Source organism: Intestinimonas massiliensis (ex Afouda et al. 2020) (assembly GCF_900626285.1).
GTDB lineage: Bacteria > Bacillota > Clostridia > Oscillospirales > Oscillospiraceae > Flavonifractor > Flavonifractor massiliensis_A.
Genome location: NZ_LR131147.1, coordinates 686,421 through 706,496, shown reverse-complemented (window position 1 = coordinate 706,496; position 20,076 = coordinate 686,421). Strand labels below are relative to the sequence as shown.

The 20,076-nt window shown below is 61.2% G+C and carries 16 protein-coding genes; 13 read left to right on the top strand and 3 right to left on the bottom strand.

Annotated features, from left to right (window positions below):
* Positions 1-288 precede the first annotated feature (288 nt).
* The 13 genes from smc (at position 289) to rpsU (ending at position 14,704) form a co-directional block, all read left to right on the top strand.
* Complete coding sequence (smc, locus tag E0E41_RS03640) at positions 289-3,867, top strand: chromosome segregation protein SMC (protein ID WP_130868771.1); 3,579 nt, start codon at positions 289-291, stop codon at positions 3,865-3,867.
* A 12-nt stretch (positions 3,868-3,879) separates the two neighbouring features.
* Positions 3,880-4,113 (top strand): hypothetical protein, encoded by a 234-nt coding sequence (locus E0E41_RS03635; protein WP_130868770.1) that lies wholly within the window; start codon positions 3,880-3,882, stop codon positions 4,111-4,113.
* A gap of 18 nt (positions 4,114-4,131) precedes the next feature.
* Entirely contained in the window at positions 4,132-5,031 is a 900-nt protein-coding gene (ftsY, locus tag E0E41_RS03630) for a signal recognition particle-docking protein FtsY (protein WP_130868769.1), read from the top strand.
* Positions 5,032-5,046: 15 nt separating this feature from the next.
* Positions 5,047-5,748, top strand: coding sequence for a ribonuclease PH (gene rph, locus E0E41_RS03625; RefSeq protein ID WP_130868768.1), 702 nt, complete (start codon positions 5,047-5,049; stop codon positions 5,746-5,748).
* A gap of 3 nt (positions 5,749-5,751) precedes the next feature.
* Positions 5,752-6,351 carry an XTP/dITP diphosphatase gene (locus E0E41_RS03620; RefSeq protein ID WP_130868767.1) on the top strand — a complete coding sequence of 200 codons (600 nt, stop codon included), beginning with the start codon at positions 5,752-5,754 and terminating at the stop codon, positions 6,349-6,351.
* Positions 6,335-6,655 (top strand): ribosome assembly RNA-binding protein YhbY, encoded by a 321-nt coding sequence (gene yhbY, locus E0E41_RS03615; RefSeq protein ID WP_130868766.1) that lies wholly within the window; start codon positions 6,335-6,337, stop codon positions 6,653-6,655. Before E0E41_RS03620 ends, yhbY begins: the two co-directional genes overlap by 17 nt.
* 17 nt (positions 6,656-6,672) lie before the next feature.
* A complete protein-coding gene (gene nadD, locus E0E41_RS03610; protein ID WP_130868765.1) occupies positions 6,673-7,881 on the top strand; it encodes a nicotinate (nicotinamide) nucleotide adenylyltransferase in 1,209 nt (402 codons plus the stop codon).
* 4 nt (positions 7,882-7,885) lie between these two features.
* Positions 7,886-9,319 carry an LCP family protein gene (locus E0E41_RS19085; RefSeq protein ID WP_130868764.1) on the top strand — a complete coding sequence of 478 codons (1,434 nt, stop codon included), beginning with the start codon at positions 7,886-7,888 and terminating at the stop codon, positions 9,317-9,319.
* A gap of 13 nt (positions 9,320-9,332) precedes the next feature.
* Positions 9,333-9,692 carry a ribosome silencing factor gene (rsfS, locus tag E0E41_RS03600; RefSeq protein ID WP_130868763.1) on the top strand — a complete coding sequence of 120 codons (360 nt, stop codon included), beginning with the start codon at positions 9,333-9,335 and terminating at the stop codon, positions 9,690-9,692.
* Between the two features lie 112 nt (positions 9,693-9,804).
* Positions 9,805-10,290, top strand: coding sequence for an RNA polymerase sigma factor (locus E0E41_RS03595; protein ID WP_130868762.1), 486 nt, complete (start codon positions 9,805-9,807; stop codon positions 10,288-10,290).
* Positions 10,283-11,620, top strand: a complete 1,338-nt coding sequence (locus tag E0E41_RS03590; RefSeq protein ID WP_130868761.1) for a DUF4179 domain-containing protein — start codon at positions 10,283-10,285, stop codon at positions 11,618-11,620. The genes E0E41_RS03595 and E0E41_RS03590 overlap by 8 nt, the downstream gene beginning before the upstream one ends.
* 268 nt (positions 11,621-11,888) lie before the next feature.
* On the top strand, positions 11,889-14,309 hold the full coding sequence (gene leuS / locus E0E41_RS03585; RefSeq protein WP_130868760.1) for a leucine--tRNA ligase: 2,421 nt from the start codon (positions 11,889-11,891) through the stop codon (positions 14,307-14,309).
* Positions 14,310-14,521: 212 nt separating this feature from the next.
* Complete coding sequence (rpsU, locus tag E0E41_RS03580; protein ID WP_009259223.1) at positions 14,522-14,704, top strand: 30S ribosomal protein S21; 183 nt, start codon at positions 14,522-14,524, stop codon at positions 14,702-14,704.
* Positions 14,705-14,832: 128 nt separating this feature from the next.
* Here rpsU and E0E41_RS03575 read toward each other — a convergent pair whose 3' ends face one another.
* The 3 genes from E0E41_RS03575 to trkA all read right to left on the bottom strand — a co-directional run bounded on the left by E0E41_RS03575 (position 14,833) and on the right by trkA (position 19,939).
* On the bottom strand, positions 14,833-16,944 hold the full coding sequence (locus E0E41_RS03575; RefSeq protein WP_130870754.1) for a sodium-translocating pyrophosphatase: 2,112 nt from the start codon (positions 16,942-16,944) through the stop codon (positions 14,833-14,835).
* 170 nt (positions 16,945-17,114) lie between these two features.
* Positions 17,115-18,551, bottom strand: coding sequence for a TrkH family potassium uptake protein (locus E0E41_RS03570; protein ID WP_130868759.1), 1,437 nt, complete (start codon positions 18,549-18,551; stop codon positions 17,115-17,117).
* Positions 18,548-19,939, bottom strand: coding sequence for a Trk system potassium transporter TrkA (gene trkA, locus E0E41_RS03565; RefSeq protein ID WP_130868758.1), 1,392 nt, complete (start codon positions 19,937-19,939; stop codon positions 18,548-18,550). The genes E0E41_RS03570 and trkA overlap by 4 nt, the downstream gene beginning before the upstream one ends.
* Between the last annotated feature and the right edge of the window lie 137 nt (positions 19,940-20,076).

Sequence of the window (20,076 nt, the reverse complement as noted above, 5' to 3'; positions counted from 1 at the left end):
GCCGCCGCCGTGCGGCGCCAAGCATTTTGCGGAGCAAAATCTTGATGCCGGGCGAATTCATTTCGCCCGAGCAGATGGAGTGAAACGGGTCCCCAAACCGTTGTGCGGTTTGGGCGGCGGAGCAGAATGCCGCCAAGGCGGCCATTGAAAAGCTGAAAGGCTGAATCCGATGCAGGGATCACGGCGTTTGCCGTGGTCCCTTTTTGCGGCAAAACGGGTCTCAAAAGGATTTGCAATAAGACATATTACTTGATATAATATTTTATTCAAAAGTAAGTTTGCAGCGAGGTGCGTGCTTTGTATTTAAAAGCGCTGGAGATCCAGGGATTCAAGTCGTTTCCCGACAAGACGGTGCTCTCCTTCGGGGAGGACATCACCGCCATTGTGGGGCCTAACGGCAGCGGAAAATCGAATATCTCCGATGCCATCCGCTGGGTCATGGGGGAGCAGTCCACCAAGGCCCTCCGGGGTGGCAAGATGGAGGACGTGATCTTCGGCGGCACCGCCCTGCGCAAGCAGCAGGGCTTTGCCGAGGTGTCCCTGGTGCTGGACAACACCGACCACCTGTTCCCCATGGAGGAGAGCGAGGTCATGGTCACCCGGCGGTACTACCGTTCCGGGGAGAGCGAGTACTATATCAACCGCCGCTCCGTCCGGCTGAAGGACGTGAACGAGCTGTTCATGGATACCGGCCTGGGCCGGGAGGGCTATTCCATCATCGGCCAGGGCCGCATCGACGAGATCCTGTCGGTGAAGAGCGGCGACCGGCGGGAGGTCTTTGAGGAGGCCGCCGGCATCTCCCGTTTCCGCCACCGGAAGGAGGAGGCCGAGCGCAAGCTGGAGCGCACCCAGGAGAACCTGGTGCGGATCACCGACAAGATCGACGAGCTGGAGCTCCAGGTGGAGCCCCTCCGCAACCAGAGCGAGAAGGCCAAAAAGTTCCTCATCCTCCGGGACGAGCTGCGGGGCCTGGAGATCTCCCTGTGGCTGGACCAGCTGGAAAAGATCCGGGCGGGAGCCATCAAGACCCTGTCCGACTTTGAGAACGCCGTCCGCCAGAAGGAGGAGGCCCAGGGCCAGGTGGAGCAGCTCTACGCCGACGCGGAGGGTTTCTCCGCCCAAATGCGGGACAAGGACGTAGAGGCTGAGGGCGTCCGTTTCCAGATGATGCAGAAGCAGGCTGACGCCAACAGCCTGGAAAACGCCATTGCCGTCCTGAAAACAAATATTCAAAACAATCTGGAGAACCGGGACCGCATCCAGCGGGAGCTGGACCAGCAGGAGGGCCGGGCCGATTCGGTGGCCGCACAGATCGACGACCGCCGCCAGCGCCTGGCGGAGCTGGCGGAACAGCGGACCCAGCTCCAGACCCAGCTGGAGGACCGCCAGCGGGAGGCCCGTGAGGCCGCCCATTCCGCCGGCAGCCTGGCCGACGAACTGGAGCAGCTGCGGCAGAAGGAGTCGGTGGAGAACGCCTCCGCCGCCGACGCCAAGGCGCTGCTCTCCGCCCTGGCCGCCGCCGCTCAGGAGCTGCTGGACCGGGACGGGAGCCTGCGGCAGGAGCTGACCGCCGGAGAGGAACGGCTGAATGAGACCAAGGCGGCCCGCAAGGAGGCTGCCGACGCCCTGGATAAGGCCCAGGAGGACCGGGACAGCCTACAGAATATCATTAACGGCTACACCATGCGGGTGGAATCCCGCCGGAAGAAGGCCAAAGAGGCGGAGGAGCGCCACGTCAGGCTCCAGATGGAGGAGAATGCCATCCGCTCCCGCATCCATATGCTCTCCGAAATGGAGAAAATGTATGAGGGCTACTCCAAAGCGGTGAAACTGGTGATGGGTGAGGCCAAAAAGGGCCAGCTGAAGGGAATCCACGGCCCGGTGGCCGGGCTGATCCATGTGCCGGACACCTGCACCGTGGCCATCGAGACCGCTCTGGGCGGCGCTATGCAGCACATCGTGGTGGAGCGGGAGGAGGACGGCAAGGCCGCCATCCAGTACCTGAAGCGCCGGGAGGGGGGCCGGAGCACCTTCCTGCCCCTGACCTCCATGCGCCCCTCCGATTTCCGGGACCAGGGGGTGCGGCGGGAGCCCGGCTTTGTGGGCCTGGGCAACGAGCTGATCCAGTTCGATCCCAGGTATGAGAAGATTTTTTCCAATCTGTTGGGTCGCACGGTGGTGGCCGAGGATATGGACCGGGCCATTGCCATCGCCCGAAAATACGGCTATCGCTTCAAGATCGTCACTCTGGATGGCCAGGTGCTCAACCCCGGCGGTTCCATGACCGGCGGCTCGGTGTCCCGCAGCGCGGGCATCCTGAGCCGGGCCAACGAGCTGGAGCGATTGAAGCAGCAGGCGGGGGGCGTGACCGAGCAGCTGGCCGCCGCCGCCCACGCCATGGAAGAGGCCAGACGGGAGGCCACCGCCGCTTCCTATGAGCTGGAGACCGCCCAGGGCCAGCAGCGCCGGCACGAGGACGACATCCTCCAGCTGAAGGAGCGGCTGAGCCACCTGGACAGCCAGCTTGCCGACCTGGAGCGGCAGCGGTCCGGCCAGCAGGAGGAGCTGGAGCAGCTCCAGGCCCGGTCGGCCCAGACCGAGACCGACACCCAGGCCGCCCGCCGGCGGATCCAGGAGCTGGAGGGCTCGGCCGCCGCCCTGCGGGCCGAGGCCGAGGGCAAGGCCCAGGGCCAGACCGCCATGCAGGAGCAGGCCGCCGCCATCGGGGAGGCCATTGCCGAGCTGAATATGCGCCTGGCCGCCCTGGAGGCGGAGGAGCAGGCCTCCCAAAAGTCCCTGGACGAGCTGGAGGCTCTGAAGGCCGACCTGACCGGCGACCGGGCGGAGCGGCAGAAGATGCTGGACTCCTTCCAGGAGAAGAACGCCGGTTTGCAGGCGGAGATCGGGGAGAAGGAGCGCGCCCTCCAGGCTCTCCGCCGGGAGAATGAGGACCAGCAGGGGGCCATCAGCCGCATCAACGAGGAGAAGCTGGCCCTGGAGGCCCAGCGGAACCAGGCCGACAAGGAGGCCCGGGACAAAAACGGCGAGCTGCTCAACTTACAGCGGGAGGTCTCCGTCTTAGAACAGAAGAAGGCGGCCGCCGCCATGGAGGAGAAGAACCTGCTGGACAAGCTGTGGGAGACCTACGAGCTGTCCCACGAGGCGGCCCGGGCCCAGCGGGTGGAGCTGGAGAGCGTGCCCAAGGCTCAGCGCCGGGTGGGGGAGCTGAAAAAATCCATCTCTGCCCTGGGCAACATCAACCTGGACGCCATCGACGAGTTTGCGCGCATCAACGAGCGGTACACCTACCTGACCGACCAGCGGGACGACGTGACCCGCTCCAAGAAGGAGCTGGAGGACATTATCGCCGGCATCACCGAGGAGATGCGGAAGATTTTTGCCGCCCAGTTTGCCCTGCTCAACGAGGCTTTCCAACATACCTTTGTGGAGCTGTTCCGGGGCGGCAAAGCCACCCTGGAGCTGGAGGACCCGGACGACATCCTGAACTGCGGCATTGAGATCAAGGTCCAGCCTCCGGGCAAGGCCCTGAAGGTGCTCTCCCTGCTGTCCGGCGGCGAGAAGGCCTTTGTGGCCATCGCCCTGTACTTTGCCATTCTGAAGGTGCGGCCCACCCCCTTCGTGGTGATGGACGAGATCGAAGCCGCCCTGGATGACGCCAATGTGGTGCGCTTTGCCCACTACATGCGCCAGATGGCGGACAAGACCCAGTTCATCGTCATCACCCACCGCCGGGGTACCATGGAGGAAGCGGACGTGCTGTATGGCGTCACCATGCAGGAGCAGGGTGTCAGCCGGCTGCTGACCATCAACCTGAACGACGTGGAAAAGGAACTGAATATCAAGTAAGGAGCGTTGGAAATGGAGCAAGCGTATAAGGCCCGCAAGATCATGGAACGTATGTCTATCGCGGCGGCGCTGCTGGTGTGCCTGTCGCTGATCACTCAGTTCATCCTGCTGTTTGTGGCGGGGCTGGTGCTCATCGCCGTGGCCATCGCCATTCTGCACCGCTATTGGCGCTGCCCGGACTGCGGGGCCTTTTTGGGGGTCAGCAAGACGGACAAGTGCCCCAACTGCAAGCGGCCTATTGAATAAGAAAGGAATTTGGACCACATGGGTTTTTTTGAAAAAATCAAGGCGGGCCTGACCCGCACCAAGGAGAATATCGGCCACTCCTTCGACCAGCTGTTTGCCGGGGAGCTGAACGACGACTTTTACGACGAGCTGGAGGAGACCCTCATCCTGGGGGACATGGGAGTGGACACCACCCTGAAGGCAGTGGAGGAGCTCCGCCGCCGGGTGAAGGAGGAGAAGATCAAGGATATGGACTCCGCCCGTGCCTGCCTGCGGCAGGTGCTCACCGAGATGCTCCAGGTGGGTGAACCGGAGCTCCACCTGACCACCACCCCCTCCGTGGCCCTGTTCATCGGGGTGAACGGGGTGGGCAAGACCACCACCATCGGCAAGCTGGCCGCCCGGATGAAGGGAGAGGGCAAGCGTGTGCTGCTGGCCGCCGCCGATACCTTCCGGGCCGCCGCCGCCGATCAGCTGGAGATCTGGAGCGGCCGGGCCGGGGTGGACCTGGTGCGGCAGCACGAGGGGGCCGACCCCGCCGCCGTGGTGTTTGACGCCCTCACCGCCGCCAAGGCCCGGGGGTCTGACGTGATCCTCATCGATACCGCCGGCCGGCTCCACAACAAGCAGAACCTGATGAACGAGCTGAACAAGATCTCCCGGGTGGTGGACCGGGAACTGCCCGGCGCGGACCGGGAGACCCTGCTGGTGCTGGACGCCACCACCGGCCAGAACGGCCTGATCCAGGCCAAGCAGTTCAAGGAGGCCGCCGGTATCACCGGCATCGTCCTCACCAAGCTGGACGGCTCCGCCAAGGGGGGCATCGTCATCGCCATCGCCCAGGAGCTCCAGGTGCCGGTGAAGTATATCGGCGTGGGGGAGGGCATCGACGATCTGATGCCCTTCGAGGCCAAGGCCTTTGTGGAAGCGCTGATTTAATGGAGGTTATCTGATATGGCTAGAATCGACGGACGGGCCAGCGACCAGCTGCGGCCTGTGGAAATCATTCCTCACTTCAACAAATTTGCGGAGGGCTCCTGCCTGATCCGCTGCGGCAATACCCAGGTGCTGTGCTGCGCCAGCGTGGAGGAGCGCACGCCCCCCCATGTGGCCGAGGGCGAGGGCTGGGTCACTGCCGAGTACTCCATGCTGCCCCGCGCCAACCGGGAGCGGTCCAAGCGGGACATCGCCAAGCTGAAGCTGTCCCCCCGCTCCGCCGAGATCCAGCGGCTGGTGGGCCGGTCCCTCCGGGCCTGCGTGGATATGAAAAAGCTGGGGGAGCGCACCATCACCGTGGACTGCGATGTGCTCCAGGGGGACGGCGGCACCCGTACCGCCTCCGTCACCGGCGGCTATGTGGCCCTGGCCCTGGCACTGAAGGCCATCGGCGCGGAGGAAGCCCTCAAGACCTCGGTGGCGGCGGTGTCCGCCGGCATCGTGGGGGAGGAACCCCTGCTGGACCTGTGCTATGAGGAGGACTCCTCCGCCCAGGTGGACCTGAACTGCGTCATGACGGCGGAGGGGGAGCTGGTGGAGCTCCAGGGCACCGGCGAGGGCCGGCCCTTTACCATTGCCGAGCAGCGCACTCTGGTGGATCTGTGCGCCAAGGGCATCGGGGAGCTGCGGGCCATCCAGAGCAAGGCGCTGGAGGGTTGAAACATGAAAATGGTATTGGCCAGCAAGAACGCCCATAAGCTGGTGGAAATGAAGGACATCCTCTCCCAGCTGGGGGTGGAAGTGGTGCTGGAGTCCGACGTGGGTGTGGATGTGGACGTGGAAGAGACGGGTACCACTTTTGAGGAAAACGCCTATCTGAAGGCCCACGCGGTGTGTGAGGCCTCCGGCCTGCCCGCCATCGCCGACGACTCCGGCCTGTGCGTGGACGCCCTCAACGGCGCCCCCGGCGTTTATTCCGCCCGGTACGGCGGCCCGGAGCTGGATGACGTGGGCCGGTATCAGCTGCTGCTGAGCAACCTGCGGGGCCAGCTGGACCGGCGGGGCAAGTTCGTCTCCTGCATCTGCTGCTGCTTCCCCAACGGGGACAAGGTGGAGGCCAGGGGGGAGTGCCCCGGCACCATCGCCTATGCCCCCAAGGGGGTCAGCGGCTTCGGCTATGACCCGGTATTTTTTGTACCCGGCCTGAAAAAGACCTTTGCAGAGCTTTCTTCTGAGGAGAAGAACGCCATCTCCCACCGGGGAAATGCCCTGAAAAAATTCAAAACGGAATTGGAGCGGTATTTGAATGGATCTGACCAGTAAACAGCGGGCCCAGCTGCGGGGCCTGGCCAACAGCATTGACACCATCCTCCACATCGGCAAGGACAGCATCGGAGACAACCTGATCAAGCAGGCGGACGACGCCCTGGAAGCCCGGGAGCTCATCAAGGGCAAGGTGCTGGAGAACTGCATGCTCACCAGCCGGGAGGCTGCGGAGGAACTGGCCAAAGCCACCCGCAGCGAGGTGGTGCAGGTCATTGGAACAAAATTCGTTTTATATCGTCCAACCCATAATAAGGAGAAGAAGGACCGGATCGTTCTGACGGCATCCAAGAAACGGGATTAAAGCGGGGAGGTCTTAGCATGAAGCTGGGCATTTACGGCGGTACCTTCAATCCCCCTCACCTGGGACATCTGGCGGCGGCCCAGTTTGCACTGGACGCTCTGAAGCTGGACGAGCTGCGCTTCGTCCCGGCGGCCATGCCGCCTCACAAGACGCTGCCGGCCGGCAGCCCCAGCGCCGAGCAGCGGCTGGAGATGACGACCCTGGCGGCGGATGGACTGCTGCTGCCCAAAAAGGTGAGCGTCAGCGGTATGGAGCTGCAGCGCTCCGGGAAAAGCTATACTGCCGACACGCTGGAGCAGCTGAAGGCGGGTGATCCGTCGGCGGAGCTCTGGCTGCTGATGGGCACCGACATGTTCCTGACGCTGCAGTACTGGCACGAGCCGGAGGTGATCACCCGCCTGGCGGGGATCTGCACCTTTGCCCGCACCCAGTCGGACAGCGGAGAGGCCCTGAACATCCAGGCGGAGTATCTGCGCAAGACCTTTGGAGCCAATACCTGTGTGCTCCAGCTGCCCCACATTGTGGATGTGTCCTCCACCCAGCTGCGGGAGCTGCTGGCCCAGGGCAAGGGACAGGAGTACCTGTCCCCGGCGGTGTATGGCTACATCATCCGCCACGGATTGTACGGCGTCCACTATGATCTGAAACATCTGCCTGACCGGGAACTGCGGGCCTGTTCCTACTCCATGATCCGGGCCAAGCGGATCGCCCATGTGAAGGGCACGGAGGAGGAAGCCGTCCGACTGGCCCGCCGGTGGGGCGCCGACGAGGAGAAGGCCCGCCGGGGCGCCATTCTCCACGACTGCACCAAATACTGGGACATGGAGAAGCAGTTGCGGACCTGCGAAAAATATGGTATCGTACTGGATGATTTGGAGAAACAGGCGGTAAAGCTCCTCCACGCGAAAACGGGTGCGTGTGTGGCCCGGGACGTGTACGGAGTGAGCGATGACGTGTATGAGGCCATCTTCTGGCATACCACCGGCAAGGCGGACATGACCTTGCTGGAAAAGATCCTCTATATCGCCGACTACATGGAGCCCAACCGGGACTTCCCCGGGGTGGAGCGCCTGCGGGAGCTGGCTTATCAGGACCTGGACAAAGCGGTGCTGACCGGGTGTGAGATGAGCATTCAAGAGATGGAAGACAGAGGCCTGCCCGTACACATCAATACCGTGCGGGCCAGGGATTGGTTGAGGAGCAAATCAAGCGGAAAGGAATCATGATAGCATGAACCCGGAACACAGAAAGAGTACCCATGGCGGCGCCCGGCTGGAGAAGAAGCCCAGTGCGCCCCGCCGCCGACGGGAGAAGCGTCCCAGACCTCAGCTTACCCGGAAACAAAAAATCCTGCGGATCCTGCTGATCGTTCTGACCGTGATCGCGGCCATCATCGTGGTGGGCACGGCGGTATTTTTCCTGATGACCAAACCGCCCGAGGTTACCCCCAAGCCCCAGACCACCACCATCATAGACGAGAACGGCAACGAGATCGAAGTGGAAATCCCGGGCCTGGCGGCCAACCGGAAGGACCAGTTCTATACCTTCCTGCTGGTGGGGCAGGATACCGGCGGCGGCGGCAACACGGATACCATGATGCTGGTGTCCTACGACGTGCCAAACCAGACCCTCAACGTCATGAGCATTCCTCGGGATATCTATGTGAACTATGGACACAAGGTGCTGATCAACTCGGTTTACAACGGGGCCGGCGGCGGTGAGGATGGTATTGAGGCCCTGAAGAAGGAAGTGGGCCAGCTGACAGGCGTTACCCCCGACTTCTATGTGATCATCCAGTGGGATGCCGTAGGCGAGCTGGTAGGCGCCATCGACGGAGTCTACTTTGATGTGCCCCGGGATATGAACTATGACGACCCCACCCAGGATCTGCACATCCACCTGTCCGAGGGCTATCAGCTGCTGGACGGAGAGGCAGCTATGGGAGTGGTTCGCTACCGCCACGACAATGGTAGATGGGTAAATGGCAAATACGTTACCCCCGGTTATCCGGACGCGGATCTGGGCCGGATCAAGACCCAGCAGGCCTTCCTGACCGCAGTCATCGAGAAGTGCCTCCAGCCCACCGTGCTGCTGCCCAACCTGATGGAGTATGTGACCATCTTCCAGAAGAACGTAGAGACCGACCTGACGATTCCTGAGATGGCTTATTTCGGCAAGTCAGCCGCCAGCGGGCTGGATATGGAGCAGGTGGAGTTTGTCACATTGCCAAACAAAAGCGCTGGCAATGGCCATCTGCTGCCCATCGGGGACGAGATCGTGGAGCTCATCAACGACGGATTCAATCCCTATGACAAGGAAATCAAACTGGCAGACCTGGACCTGGTAACCAGCTACGGCTCTTCCGGTTCCTCCAGCTCCTCCGGCAATTCCACCAGTACCAGCAAGCCCAGCACCAAGCCCTCCACCGCTCCGGTGGAATCGGAGGAGCCCTCTGTGGAGCCGGTGGAGACTGAGACCCCCGCTGTCTCCGCCAGCACCGCGCCCTCCTCCAGCCCGGCGGCCAGCAGCAGTCCGGAGACGACGCCCGCCTCCACCCCCACTCCGGCTGCCACCCCTGCGCCGGTACAGACGCCCGCCCCGGTGTCCACACCGGCGCCCACGGAAGATATTGAATATGGCCCGGGCATGGAGCCTGTGGCATAAAGGAGAGTTGCAAATGACGCCCAAAGAGATCGCCTTCGTCGCGGTAAAAGCCCTGGACAGCAAGAAGGGACAGGACATCAAGGTGCTGGAGACCGGCCACCTGACCACTCTGGCCGACTATTTCGTGCTGTGCTCCGCCACCTCTACCACCCAGATCAAGGCCCTGGCCGATGTATGTGAGCAGATGCTCAAGGAGGCTGGGGAGCCCCCTCACCACGTGGAGGGCCACCGGGGCGGCACCTGGATCCTGCTGGACTTCTCCTCTGTGGTAGTCCACATCTTCAATGAAGAGGCCCGGAAGTTCTACGACCTGGAGCGCCTGTGGGGCGATGCCACCCCCGTGGATCTCAGCGAGGTGCTGACGGAAAACTGAACCTGTGCGTAAAAGCGCGTCCGCCAAAACGGCGGACGCGCTTTTGTTTTTAGCTGTAACGTTTTCCGGTGCAAAACCGTGTATCCTATAGAACGGTGAAAGGAGGGAGGATATGGACAGGGAAGAAGCAGCCTGCCTGGTGGAGCGGTATGGCACCATGGTGTACCGTCTGGCCTATGCCAGAACCGGCAGCCGGGAGGACGCGGAGGACATCACCCAGGAGACCTTTCTGAAGCTGGTGCGGGCAGCACCCGCTTTCCGGGAGGAGGAGCACTGCAAGGCCTGGCTGCTGCGGGTGGCGGCCAACTGTGCGGGAGACCTGCACCGCTCCCCCTGGCGCAGGCGCGTGGTACCCCTGGAGGAGGCAAGAGAAGTGACTGCGCCGGAACTGGAGGCCGGGGACGTGGGTGAGGTGCTTTTGATGCTGCCGGAGGACTACCGGGTGGTGGTGCACCTCTACTACTATGAGGATATGAATACGGCGGAAATAGCCCGGGTACTGGGCAAACGGGAGGGGAGCATCCGCACCCGTCTGAGCCGGGCCAGAAAGATGCTTCGGCAGATTCTCTCAGAAACGGAGGGCGATGTATATGTTTAGCCAGGATTACAAAAAGGGGATGGAGTATGTGGTACTCAGCCGGGAGAAGAAGGGCGAGATCGCGGCGGCCATGACGGCGGAGCCTGCCAAAACCGCGGGGCGCACACTCCGGGTGTTTGTAGTGGCGGCAGTGGTGTGCGGCCTGTTGGTAGTTACGGCGGCAGCTTATTACATGGGGACCCTTGAATTCCTGCGGGAGCAGAACGAGTATGCCATGCTGGGCATGAATGAAGTGTATGAGACCTGTGCCCAGCCGGTGGAGTCATCGGTAACGGCAGAAAACGGCGATGTGTTTACGGTGGACCGGGTGGCAACCGACGGGACATTCTGTACCATCTTTTACTGTTTATACGTTCAGGATGAGACATGGCGGTACGTCCCCAGGATGACCCTGCGCTCCGGCGGGGAGGATATTTCCATGGAGGGCTACGGCAACAGCTTTGAGAACCAGGAGTACCTGGCCGACGACCACACCCTGTACGGCGCATGGCGCTTCCTCCTGCGCGCGCCTCTGGAAGATGGGGAGCAGGTGGAGCTGGAGCTGGCCCGGTATGGAGAAGCAGAGCCGGGTGAGCTCGCTCCGCTGTTATGGGAAAAGACGCTTACCTTTTCTGTCGACCCTATCCAGGGAGAACAGTTTGAACTGGACGCCGTCCTTTCCGCCAGGATGGGGGGAGAGCCGGTACAGGTGGAGGCGGTCTCTCTGAACCGCTCCCCTTTGGGCACTCTGTTCAGGCTGCGCTGGGCGGAGGAGGATACCGGTGCCAGGGAGTGGTATGACTTTGTGCTGCGGGACGGAGATACTGGGACCTACATCCCCTATGACCAGGTGGTGATCAATCATTACTGGGACCCGGAGGGCTATGTGGACAGCGTCTATGAGCTGTACGGGGACGTGAGCGGTCTGAAAACCCTGGAGATCATCCCCAACACGCCGGTGGGCGGAGAGGCTCTCCGGCAGGTGGTGGATGTGGATTCGCTGCCCTCCACCGACACAGGCAACCCGGACGGCGGCTATGCTCCGGCCAGCTATGAGGCGGTGGATGGACAGCTTATCGTGAAGATGCAGCCTGTGGGGGCGGTAAACGCCTGGTATGCCCGCTTGCTCAACGGGGTCTATTTCCGGGATTCCCAGGGCAATGAGCTCTTTGACGATATCTTCGTGAAGAAGATCAAGAATCGGAGCGACGGCACGATCACCGTCATCTCCATGCCGACGGAAGCGTCCTATCAGCGGGATGTGGACAAGGTGGCTCAGATCTGGTTCTTTGTCCAGAAGTATGAGCTGCTGGAGGGCCGGAAGGCGGTCATCCGGTTGGATGCCCGGTGATATGACATAGGCACAGGCTGAAAAAAGCGCGTCCGCCAAAACGGCGGACGCGTCTTTTATTTGTCAATTGGACCAGACGTGGTGAATAGGTGCCGGAAGCAGAAACATAATAGCTTAGCTCATGCTTTTTGTTCCGGATGCAGGTTGGATAATGCTTTTTTGTTCCTGATACTTGCAATCATGAAATCTTTCCATTATAATATCTTAGATTGGATATTCGCCCGTTTTTTGATGAAACGGGGACTTCAATAAAGAAAGCGTGAGAGATTTGAAGTACGATTTTGCCGCCATCGAACCCAAGTGGCAGAAGAAGTGGATGGAGGAAAAGACCTTCCACTGCGAAAATCACAGCGACAAGCCCAAGTTCTACGCCCTGGTGGAGTTCCCCTATCCCTCCGGTCAGGGTCTGCACGTGGGTCACACCCGGCCCTACACCGCCATGGACGTAGTGGCCCGCAAGCGCCGGATGGACGGCTACAATGTGCTGTTCCCCATGGGCTATGACGCCTTCGGCCTGCCCACCGAGAATTACGCCATCAAGAACCACATCCACCCCGCCAAGGTGACTCACGACAACATCGAGAACTTCACCAAGCAGCTCCATATGCTGGGCTACTCCTTCGACTGGGAGCGGGTCATCAACACCACCGACCCCTCCTACTACAAGTGGACCCAGTGGATCTTCCTCCAGCTGTACAAGCACGGCCTGGCCTACAAGACCACCATGCCCGTGAACTGGTGTACCTCCTGCAAGTGCGTGCTGGCCAACGAGGAGGTTGTGGAGGGCGTGTGCGAGCGCTGCGGCGCCCCCGTCATCCGCAAGGAGAAGAGCCAGTGGATGCTGAAAATCACCGAGTACGCCCAGCGGCTCATTGACGACCTGGACGACCTGGACTTCATCGAGCGGGTGAAGATCCAGCAGAAGAACTGGATCGGCCGCTCCACCGGCGCCGAGGTCACCTTCAAGGCCACCACCGGCGAGGACATCGTGGTGTTCACCACCCGGCCCGACACCCTGTTCGGCGCCACCTATATGGTCCTCTCTCCCGAGCACGCCCTGGTGAAGGGCTGGCTGGAGAGCGGCAAGCTTCAGAACGCCGACGAGGTAAAGGCCTATCAGGCTGCCGCCGCCTCCAAGTCCGACCTGGAGCGTACTGAGCTCAACAAGGAAAAGACCGGCGTGTGCCTGGACGGCGTGAAGGGCATCAACCCCGTCAACGGCAAGGAAATCCCCATCTTCATCTCCGACTACGTGCTGGCCACCTACGGCACCGGCGCCATCATGGCCGTGCCCGCCCACGATGACCGCGACTGGGAGTTTGCCAAGAAATTCGGCTGCGAGATCATCGAGGTGGTCTCCGGCGGCGAGGACGTGCAGAAGGCCGCCTTTACCGCCAAGGACGAGACCGGCATCCTGGTCAACTCCGACTTCCTCAACGGCCTGACCGTGAAGGACGCCATTCCCGTCATCACCAAGTGGCTGGAGGAGAAGGGCATCGGCAAGGCCAAGGTCAACTACAAGCTCCGTGACTGGGTGTTCTCCCGCCAGCGCTACTGGGGCGAGCCCATCCCCATGGTGTACTGTGAGAAGTGCGGCTGGCAGCCTCTGCCCGAGGACCAGCTGCCCCTGCTGCTGCCCGACGTGGAGAGCTATGAGCCCACTGACGACGGCGAGAGCCCCCTGAGCAAGATGACCGACTGGGTGAACACCACCTGCCCCTGCTGCGGCGGCCCCGCCAAGCGTGAGACCGACACCATGCCCCAGTGGGCCGGCTCCAGCTGGTACTTCCTGCGCTATATGGACCCCCACAACGACAAGGCCCTGGCCTCTCCCGAGGCCCTCAAGTACTGGTCTCCCGTGGACTGGTACAACGGCGGCATGGAGCACACCACCCTCCACCTGCTGTACAGCCGGTTCTGGCACAAGTTCCTCTACGACATCGGCGTGGTTCCCACCAAGGAGCCCTATCAGAAGCGCACCTCCCACGGCATGATCCTGGGCGAGGGCGGCGAGAAGATGTCCAAGAGCCGGGGCAACGTGGTCAACCCCAACGACGTGGTAGCCCAGTACGGCGCCGACACCATGCGCACCTATATCATGTTCATCGGCGACTTTGAGAAGGCCGCCTCCTGGAGTGACAACGCGGTCAAGGGCTGCAAGCGCTTCCTGGACCGGGTGTGGAACCTGTCCGAGCAGCTCACCGACAGCCTGGAGTATACCGCCGCAAACGAGAGCGCCATCCACAAGGCCATCAAGAAGGTGGCCGACGACATCGAGGCCATGAAGTTCAACACCGCCATCGCTGCCCTTATGGCCCTGGTCAACGACTTCTACGCCAACGGCTGCTCCAAGGGCGATTACAAGACCCTGCTGCTGCTGCTTTCCCCCTTCGCTCCCCACATGGTGGAGGAGCTGTGGGAGACCCTGGGCTTCAACGCCAACGGTATGGCCTGCCAGCAGAGCTGGCCCGCCTACGACGAGAGCAAGACCGTGGCTGCCGAGGTGCAGATGGCTGTGCAGGTGTGCGGCAAGCTGCGTGCCACCGTCACCGTGCCTATGGACAGCGACGAGGCCACCGTGGTGGCTGCCGCTCTGGCCGATCCCAAGGTGCAGAAGTTCACCGAGGGCAAGAACCTGGTCAAGACCATTCTGGTACCCAACAAGCTGGTCAACCTGATTGCCAAGTAACAAGTAAACGGACTGCACCATGTAGATGCTATGATCCTGCGGATGCGGGAGGCCGGGTATCCTATCCTGATCGAGTTCTTCCACGAATATCAGTAGAATGGAAATCCGCTCTTGACATTTGTACGATAATAGAATACAATGGTTCTGTTAAAGCCATATCTATGTGGCCCTTTGGCGGTGGAACCCCGCCGCTTCGGAGGGAGGGGAAATCAATGTCGGAAGTCCATGTGAAGGACGGCGAGTCCTTGGAGAACGCGCTGAAGCGTTTTAAGCGCAGCTGTGCCAAGTCTGGTGTTTTGGCCGAGGTTCGCAAGCGTGAGCACTACGAGAGCCCGAGCGTCAAGCGCCGCAAGAAGTCTGAGGCCGCCCGCAAGAACCGCAAGAAGTACTATTAATCAAACACATTGCAAGGTCCCGTACCAGCCGGTACGGGACCTTGTTGTTTTATAGTCAGATCGCTTAACCGTTTGAAAAAGCAATCAGCCCGCCCCTTAAGGGGCGGGCTGATTGCTTTAGAAAATCCTTAGAACAGGTGATAGGCGGTGATCAGGCCGGAGAATACGATGGAGACGGTGGAGCACAGCTTGATCAGGATGTTCAGAGAGGGGCCGGAGGTATCCTTGAAGGGATCGCCCACAGTGTCGCCGATAACGGCAGCCTTGTGGCAATCGGAGCCCTTGCCGCCATGCTTGCCGCTCTCAATGTACTTCTTGGCATTGTCCCAGGCGCCGCCGGCGTTGGACATGAACACGGCCACTACGAAGCCGGTGACGGTGACGCCGCCCAGCAGGCCCACAACGGCCTCAGCGCCCAGGATCAGGCCGGTGACAACAGGAACGATGATAGCCAGCAGGGAGGGGACCACCATCTCGTGGAGAGCGCCCTTGGTGCACAGATCCACGCAGGAGGCGTAGTCGGGATCGGCCTTGCCCTCCATGATGCCGGCGATCTCACGGAACTGGCGGCGGACCTCCACCACGATGGACTGGGCGGCCCGCTGCACGCCGCTCATGGTGAGGGCGGCAAAGACGAAGGTGAGCATAGCGCCCACAAACAGGCCCACCAGCACGGCGGGGTTGGTAAGGGACAGGTCGGGGGCGTGATCCATACGGACCTTGACCACGTCCACATAGGAGACCAGCAGGGCCAGGGCGGTCAGAGCGGCGGAGCCGATGGCGAAGCCCTTGCCGGTGGCGGCGGTGGTGTTGCCCAGAGAATCCAGAGCGTCGGTGCGGTTGCGGACCTCTTCGCCCAGACCGCTCATCTCGGCGATGCCGCCGGCGTTGTCGGCCACGGGGCCGTAAGCGTCAGTGGCCAGGGTAATGCCCAGGGTGGACAGCATACCCACGGCGGCGATGCCGATGCCGTACAGGCCCTTGCTGAACAGCTCGCTGTAGTTCTCGCCGTTGGTGGCCAGGGAGCCGCCGGCCGCCAGGAAGGAGACGATGATGGCGATGCCGATGATGATGATGGGAGCGGCGGTGGACAGCATGCCCAGAGAGATACCGCCGATGATGGTGGTAGCGGCGCCGGTCTCGGTGGAGACGGCCAGGTTCTGGGTGGGCTTATAGGTGTCAGAGGTGTAGTACTCGGTGAAGTAGCCGATGGCGCAGCCGGCGATCAGGCCCGCCAGGATGGCGATGTAGGGACCCCAGGAGCCCATGATGAAATAGGTCACGGGGGCGCCGATGATAGCGGCCAGCACAGCGGCGGTATAAGTGCCCTTCCGCAGGGTGGCCAGCAGGGATTTCTGGGTGGCGTCCTCACGGGTGCGGACCAGGAAGGTGCCCAGTACGGAGCAGATCACGCCCACCACGGCGATGACCAGGGGGAGCAGCATGGAGCCCCAGGTCAGCTTTTCGTCGGCGCCGTAGGCGGCGGCGCCCAGAGCAAAGGTGGCCAGGATGGAACCAACGTAGGACTCATAGAGGTCGGCGCCCATGCCGGCCACGTCACCCACGTTGTCGCCCACGTTGTCGGCGATGGTTGCGGGGTTGCGGGGGTCATCCTCGGGGATGCCGGCCTCAACCTTGCCCACCAGGTCGGCGCCCACATCGGCGGCCTTGGTGAAGATGCCGCCGCCCACACGGCCGAACAGAGCCATAAAGGAGGCACCCATGCCGAACATGACCATGGTCTGGGCAATCTTGGCGGCCTCAAAATGGGCGATATACTTCAGGATATGGAACCAGATGGATACGTCCAGCAGACCCAGGCCAACCACGGTGAAGCCCATGACCGCGCCGGAGGAGAAGGCTACATTCAGCCCCCGGTTCAGACTCTCGTGGGCGGCGTTGGCGGTACGGGCGTTGGCGGAGGTGGCGATCTTCATACCAATGAAGCCCGCCAGACCGGAATAAATGCCGCCGGTCAGGAAAGCGAAGGGGATAAACCAGTTATCCAGCATCTTTGCCCACGCCAAAATCAGAAGAATAATGAAGACGATGATAAAGATCTTCGCGACGGTCGTATACTGCCGCTTAAGGTAGGCATTGGCACCTTTACGAATGGAAGCAGCCAGCTTTTGCATCAGCTCGTTGCCTTCTGAGAAGCCTAATACCTTCTTCGCTTGGGTTAAGGCGAAGATTAGTGCGATAGCTGCACCCACTAAGCCAATCCAAAACAGGTTTTCCAACAACTTTCCCAACTCCTTTGTAGTTCGGGAACCCTTGTAGCACTAGGGGTTCCCGGTTTTCCAGACAACATAATATTAACGCAAAACACCTGCGTTTGGCAAGCCCCATTCCAAAGAAGAAAGCGTCAAATCCTAGGATTTGACGCTTTCCACAAAGATATAGGGGGCGCTTAGGAGCGTTTCCATGCATTTCCGCTAAATAGCACGAGGATGGGAATAATCTCCAGACGACCCACAATCATGCAGAGCGAGAGGAGCGTTTTGGAAAACAGGGAGAAGGAGGCGTAGTTGCCCATGGGACCCACCGTCTCCAGGCCGGGACCGATGTTGCCGATACAGGAGATGACGGCGGTAATGGTGGTGCCGAAGGAGAAGTTGTCTACCGACACCAGAAGAGTGGCGCCCAGGGTGATGAATATATAGGCGGCAAAGAAGATGTGGACCGAGCGTAGGGAACTCTCCTCCAGCACGTGCCCGTCCAGCTTGACTACGTTGACCTCTCTGGGGTGGATGACCTGCCGGATCTCCCGGTAGATGCACCGCAGGAGAATGAGAATCCGGGAGCACTTGATGGCGCCGCCGGTGGAGCCGGCGCAGGCGCCGATGAACATGAGCAGCACCAGCAGGGTCCGGGAGAACTCCGGCCAGAGGTTAAAGTCGGTGCTGGCATAGCCGGTAGTGGAGATGATGGAGCCCACCTGGAAGGCGGCGTGGCGCACAGCCTCACCCCCGGTGGGGTAGAGGTCCCAGATATTGATGGAGATCAGGACGATGCTGACAAAGACCACCACCAGAAAGAAGCGCAGCTCATCGCTCTGGAACACTTGCTTGATCTTGCCCCGCAGCAGCAGGAAATAGAGGGCAAAGTTCACTGAGAACAACAACATAAAAACTGTAATGATGATCTCGATGGCTGGACTGCCGTAGGCGGCGATGGAGATGTTCTTGACAGAGAAGCCGCCGGTGCCCGCCGTCCCGAAGGAATGCACGATACTGTCATACCAGGGCATGCCGGCAATTCGCAGAATCACAATCTCAATCACCGTCAGCCCGCAGTAAATGCCGTAGAGGATCTTGGAGGACTGGCTGCTCTTGGGTACCAGTTTGCTGACTACCGGGCCGGGGCTCTCCGCCTTCATCAGGTGGAGGGTGCGGGCGCCCAGACTGGGCAGCAGGGCGATGGCGAGAATGAGTACCCCCATACCGCCCAGCCAGTGCATGAAGGAGCGCCAGAACAGGATCCCCTTGGGCAGCGGCTCCACCGCGGTGAGGATGGAGGCGCCGGTGGTGGTAAAGCCGGAAGCGGCCTCAAAGAAACAGTCGATGTAGGTGGGGAAGTAGCCGGAGAAGTAGAAGGGGAGCGCGCCGGTGGCGCTGACCAGCAGCCAGATCAGGGCTACGGCAAAGAACCCCTCCCGGGGGAAAAAGTGGTCGTTGCTCCGCAGCATGGAGAGCAGAGCCCCGACCAGGATCAGCAGCGGGATGGTGATGAGAAAGGGGCGGGGATCCTCCCGATAATACAGGCAGACCAGCAGAGGCAGCAGCATAGCGCCTGCCTCCACCATCAGGGTCTTGCCCGTCAGCTTGAATACCAGTCTGAAGTTCATTGAGCAGCCCCCATATCCAACAGGGAATCCTCAAAGATATCATTGATATCCATAATGCCGTGATTGCGGGAGATGAGGATTACGGTGTCGCCGGAGGAGATGACAGAGGAGCCGTCAGGAATGATGATCTTGCCCTGACGGACCAGGACCGCAATCAGGATCCCCTTCTTCAGCCGCAGATCCCGCAGAGGGATGTCCAGATTGTGGGTTGTCTCGTTGACCACGAACTCCATGGCCTCGGCGTGGCCGTCGGCGATCTTGTAAAGGGCGTTCATTACGCTGCCTTTGGAATTCTGCATGCCGCGGACCACCTGGAGGATATGGCTGGCGGTGATCATTTTGGGAGAGATGATACTGTCCAGACCGGCGGCGTGGGCGATGCCCACGTAGTTCTGCCGGTTGCACTTGGCTACCACCTTGGGGATGCCCTGCTGCATGGCGTAGAGGGAGATAATCAGGTTGTCCTCGTCCCGGTCGGTGAGGGCCACAAAGGCGTCGGAGGCGGTGACGTTTTCCTGTTCCAGCAGCTCCTGGTCGGTACCGTCTCCGCACAGGATCATGGTGCGGGGCAGAACTTCGCTCAGATGGCGGCAGCGCTCCATGTTCCGCTCGATGATCTTCACGTGCATGCCGATCCGGTTCAAGATGACCGCCAGATAGTGGGCAATGCGTCCGCCGCCCACCACGAATACGTCCCGGCTCTTGGGGGTGTGCCGGCCCAGCAGCCGGAAGAAGGAGGTCAGGCCCACCGGGTCACCCACCAGGTACAGGTGGTCGCCCACCTGGGGCACATAGGAGCCGTCCGGAATAATGACCTCACCGTTTTCCCGCTCTGCTGCGCACAGCAGCATGGAGAGCTCCTGCAGCTTGCGGCCTTGCGCGGAAAGAGGTTCACCTACCAGAAAATCGCCTTCCCGCACCCGGAAGCCGATGAGCTCCACGCGGCCCCGGCAGAAGGTCTCAATGTTGGCGGCAGGGGGAAAGCGGAGCAGACGGGAGATCTCCACCGCCGTGGCGTTCTCCGGATTGATGGCCAGATCCACACCCAGCTCATCCTTCAGGTGGGAAAACTCCATGGCATACTCCACGTTGCGCACCCGGGCAATGGTGAACTTGGCGCCCAGGCGCTTGGCAGTCAGGCAGCAGACCATATTCACCTCATCCAGGTTGGTGGCGGCGATCACCACATCGGCGGAGGCGACACCGGACTCCTCCAGAGCAGCGATGGACGCTCCGTTTCCCTTGACGCACATGACATCCAGTGCGTCGGAGGCCCGTTTCAGCGCCTCGTCGTCGGTGTCGATCACCGTGACGTCGTGCTCCTCCTGAGAGAGGTGCTCGGCCAGGGTGTAGCCCACCTTGCCGTCGCCAACGATAATGATTTTCAAGCTGCGATCATCCTTTCCAAGCGCGTCTCCACACACTGCGCATGTTGGTAAGGACAATCTTAACGCAAACAGAACCTACATGCAAGTACCGATGCATAATATTTTGTCGGAATTGAGCAGAAAAAACGCGCCTCCCC

Bases quoted from the DNA above. Each gene is read 5' to 3' on its own strand.
- E0E41_RS03635 (WP_130868770.1), top strand. From the start codon at position 3,880: ATGGAGCAAGCGTATAAGGCCCGCAAGATCATGGAACGTATGTCTATC.
- ftsY (WP_130868769.1), top strand. From the start codon at position 4,132: ATGGGTTTTTTTGAAAAAATCAAGGCGGGCCTGACCCGCACCAAGGAG.
- rph (WP_130868768.1), top strand. From the start codon at position 5,047: ATGGCTAGAATCGACGGACGGGCCAGCGACCAGCTGCGGCCTGTGGAA.
- E0E41_RS03620 (WP_130868767.1), top strand. From the start codon at position 5,752: ATGAAAATGGTATTGGCCAGCAAGAACGCCCATAAGCTGGTGGAAATG.
- yhbY (WP_130868766.1), top strand. From the start codon at position 6,335: ATGGATCTGACCAGTAAACAGCGGGCCCAGCTGCGGGGCCTGGCCAAC.
- nadD (WP_130868765.1), top strand. From the start codon at position 6,673: ATGAAGCTGGGCATTTACGGCGGTACCTTCAATCCCCCTCACCTGGGA.
- E0E41_RS19085 (WP_130868764.1), top strand. From the start codon at position 7,886: ATGAACCCGGAACACAGAAAGAGTACCCATGGCGGCGCCCGGCTGGAG.
- rsfS (WP_130868763.1), top strand. From the start codon at position 9,333: ATGACGCCCAAAGAGATCGCCTTCGTCGCGGTAAAAGCCCTGGACAGC.
- E0E41_RS03595 (WP_130868762.1), top strand. From the start codon at position 9,805: ATGGACAGGGAAGAAGCAGCCTGCCTGGTGGAGCGGTATGGCACCATG.
- E0E41_RS03590 (WP_130868761.1), top strand. From the start codon at position 10,283: ATGTTTAGCCAGGATTACAAAAAGGGGATGGAGTATGTGGTACTCAGC.
- rpsU (WP_009259223.1), top strand. From the start codon at position 14,522: ATGTCGGAAGTCCATGTGAAGGACGGCGAGTCCTTGGAGAACGCGCTG.
- E0E41_RS03570 (WP_130868759.1), bottom strand. From the start codon at position 18,551: ATGAACTTCAGACTGGTATTCAAGCTGACGGGCAAGACCCTGATGGTG.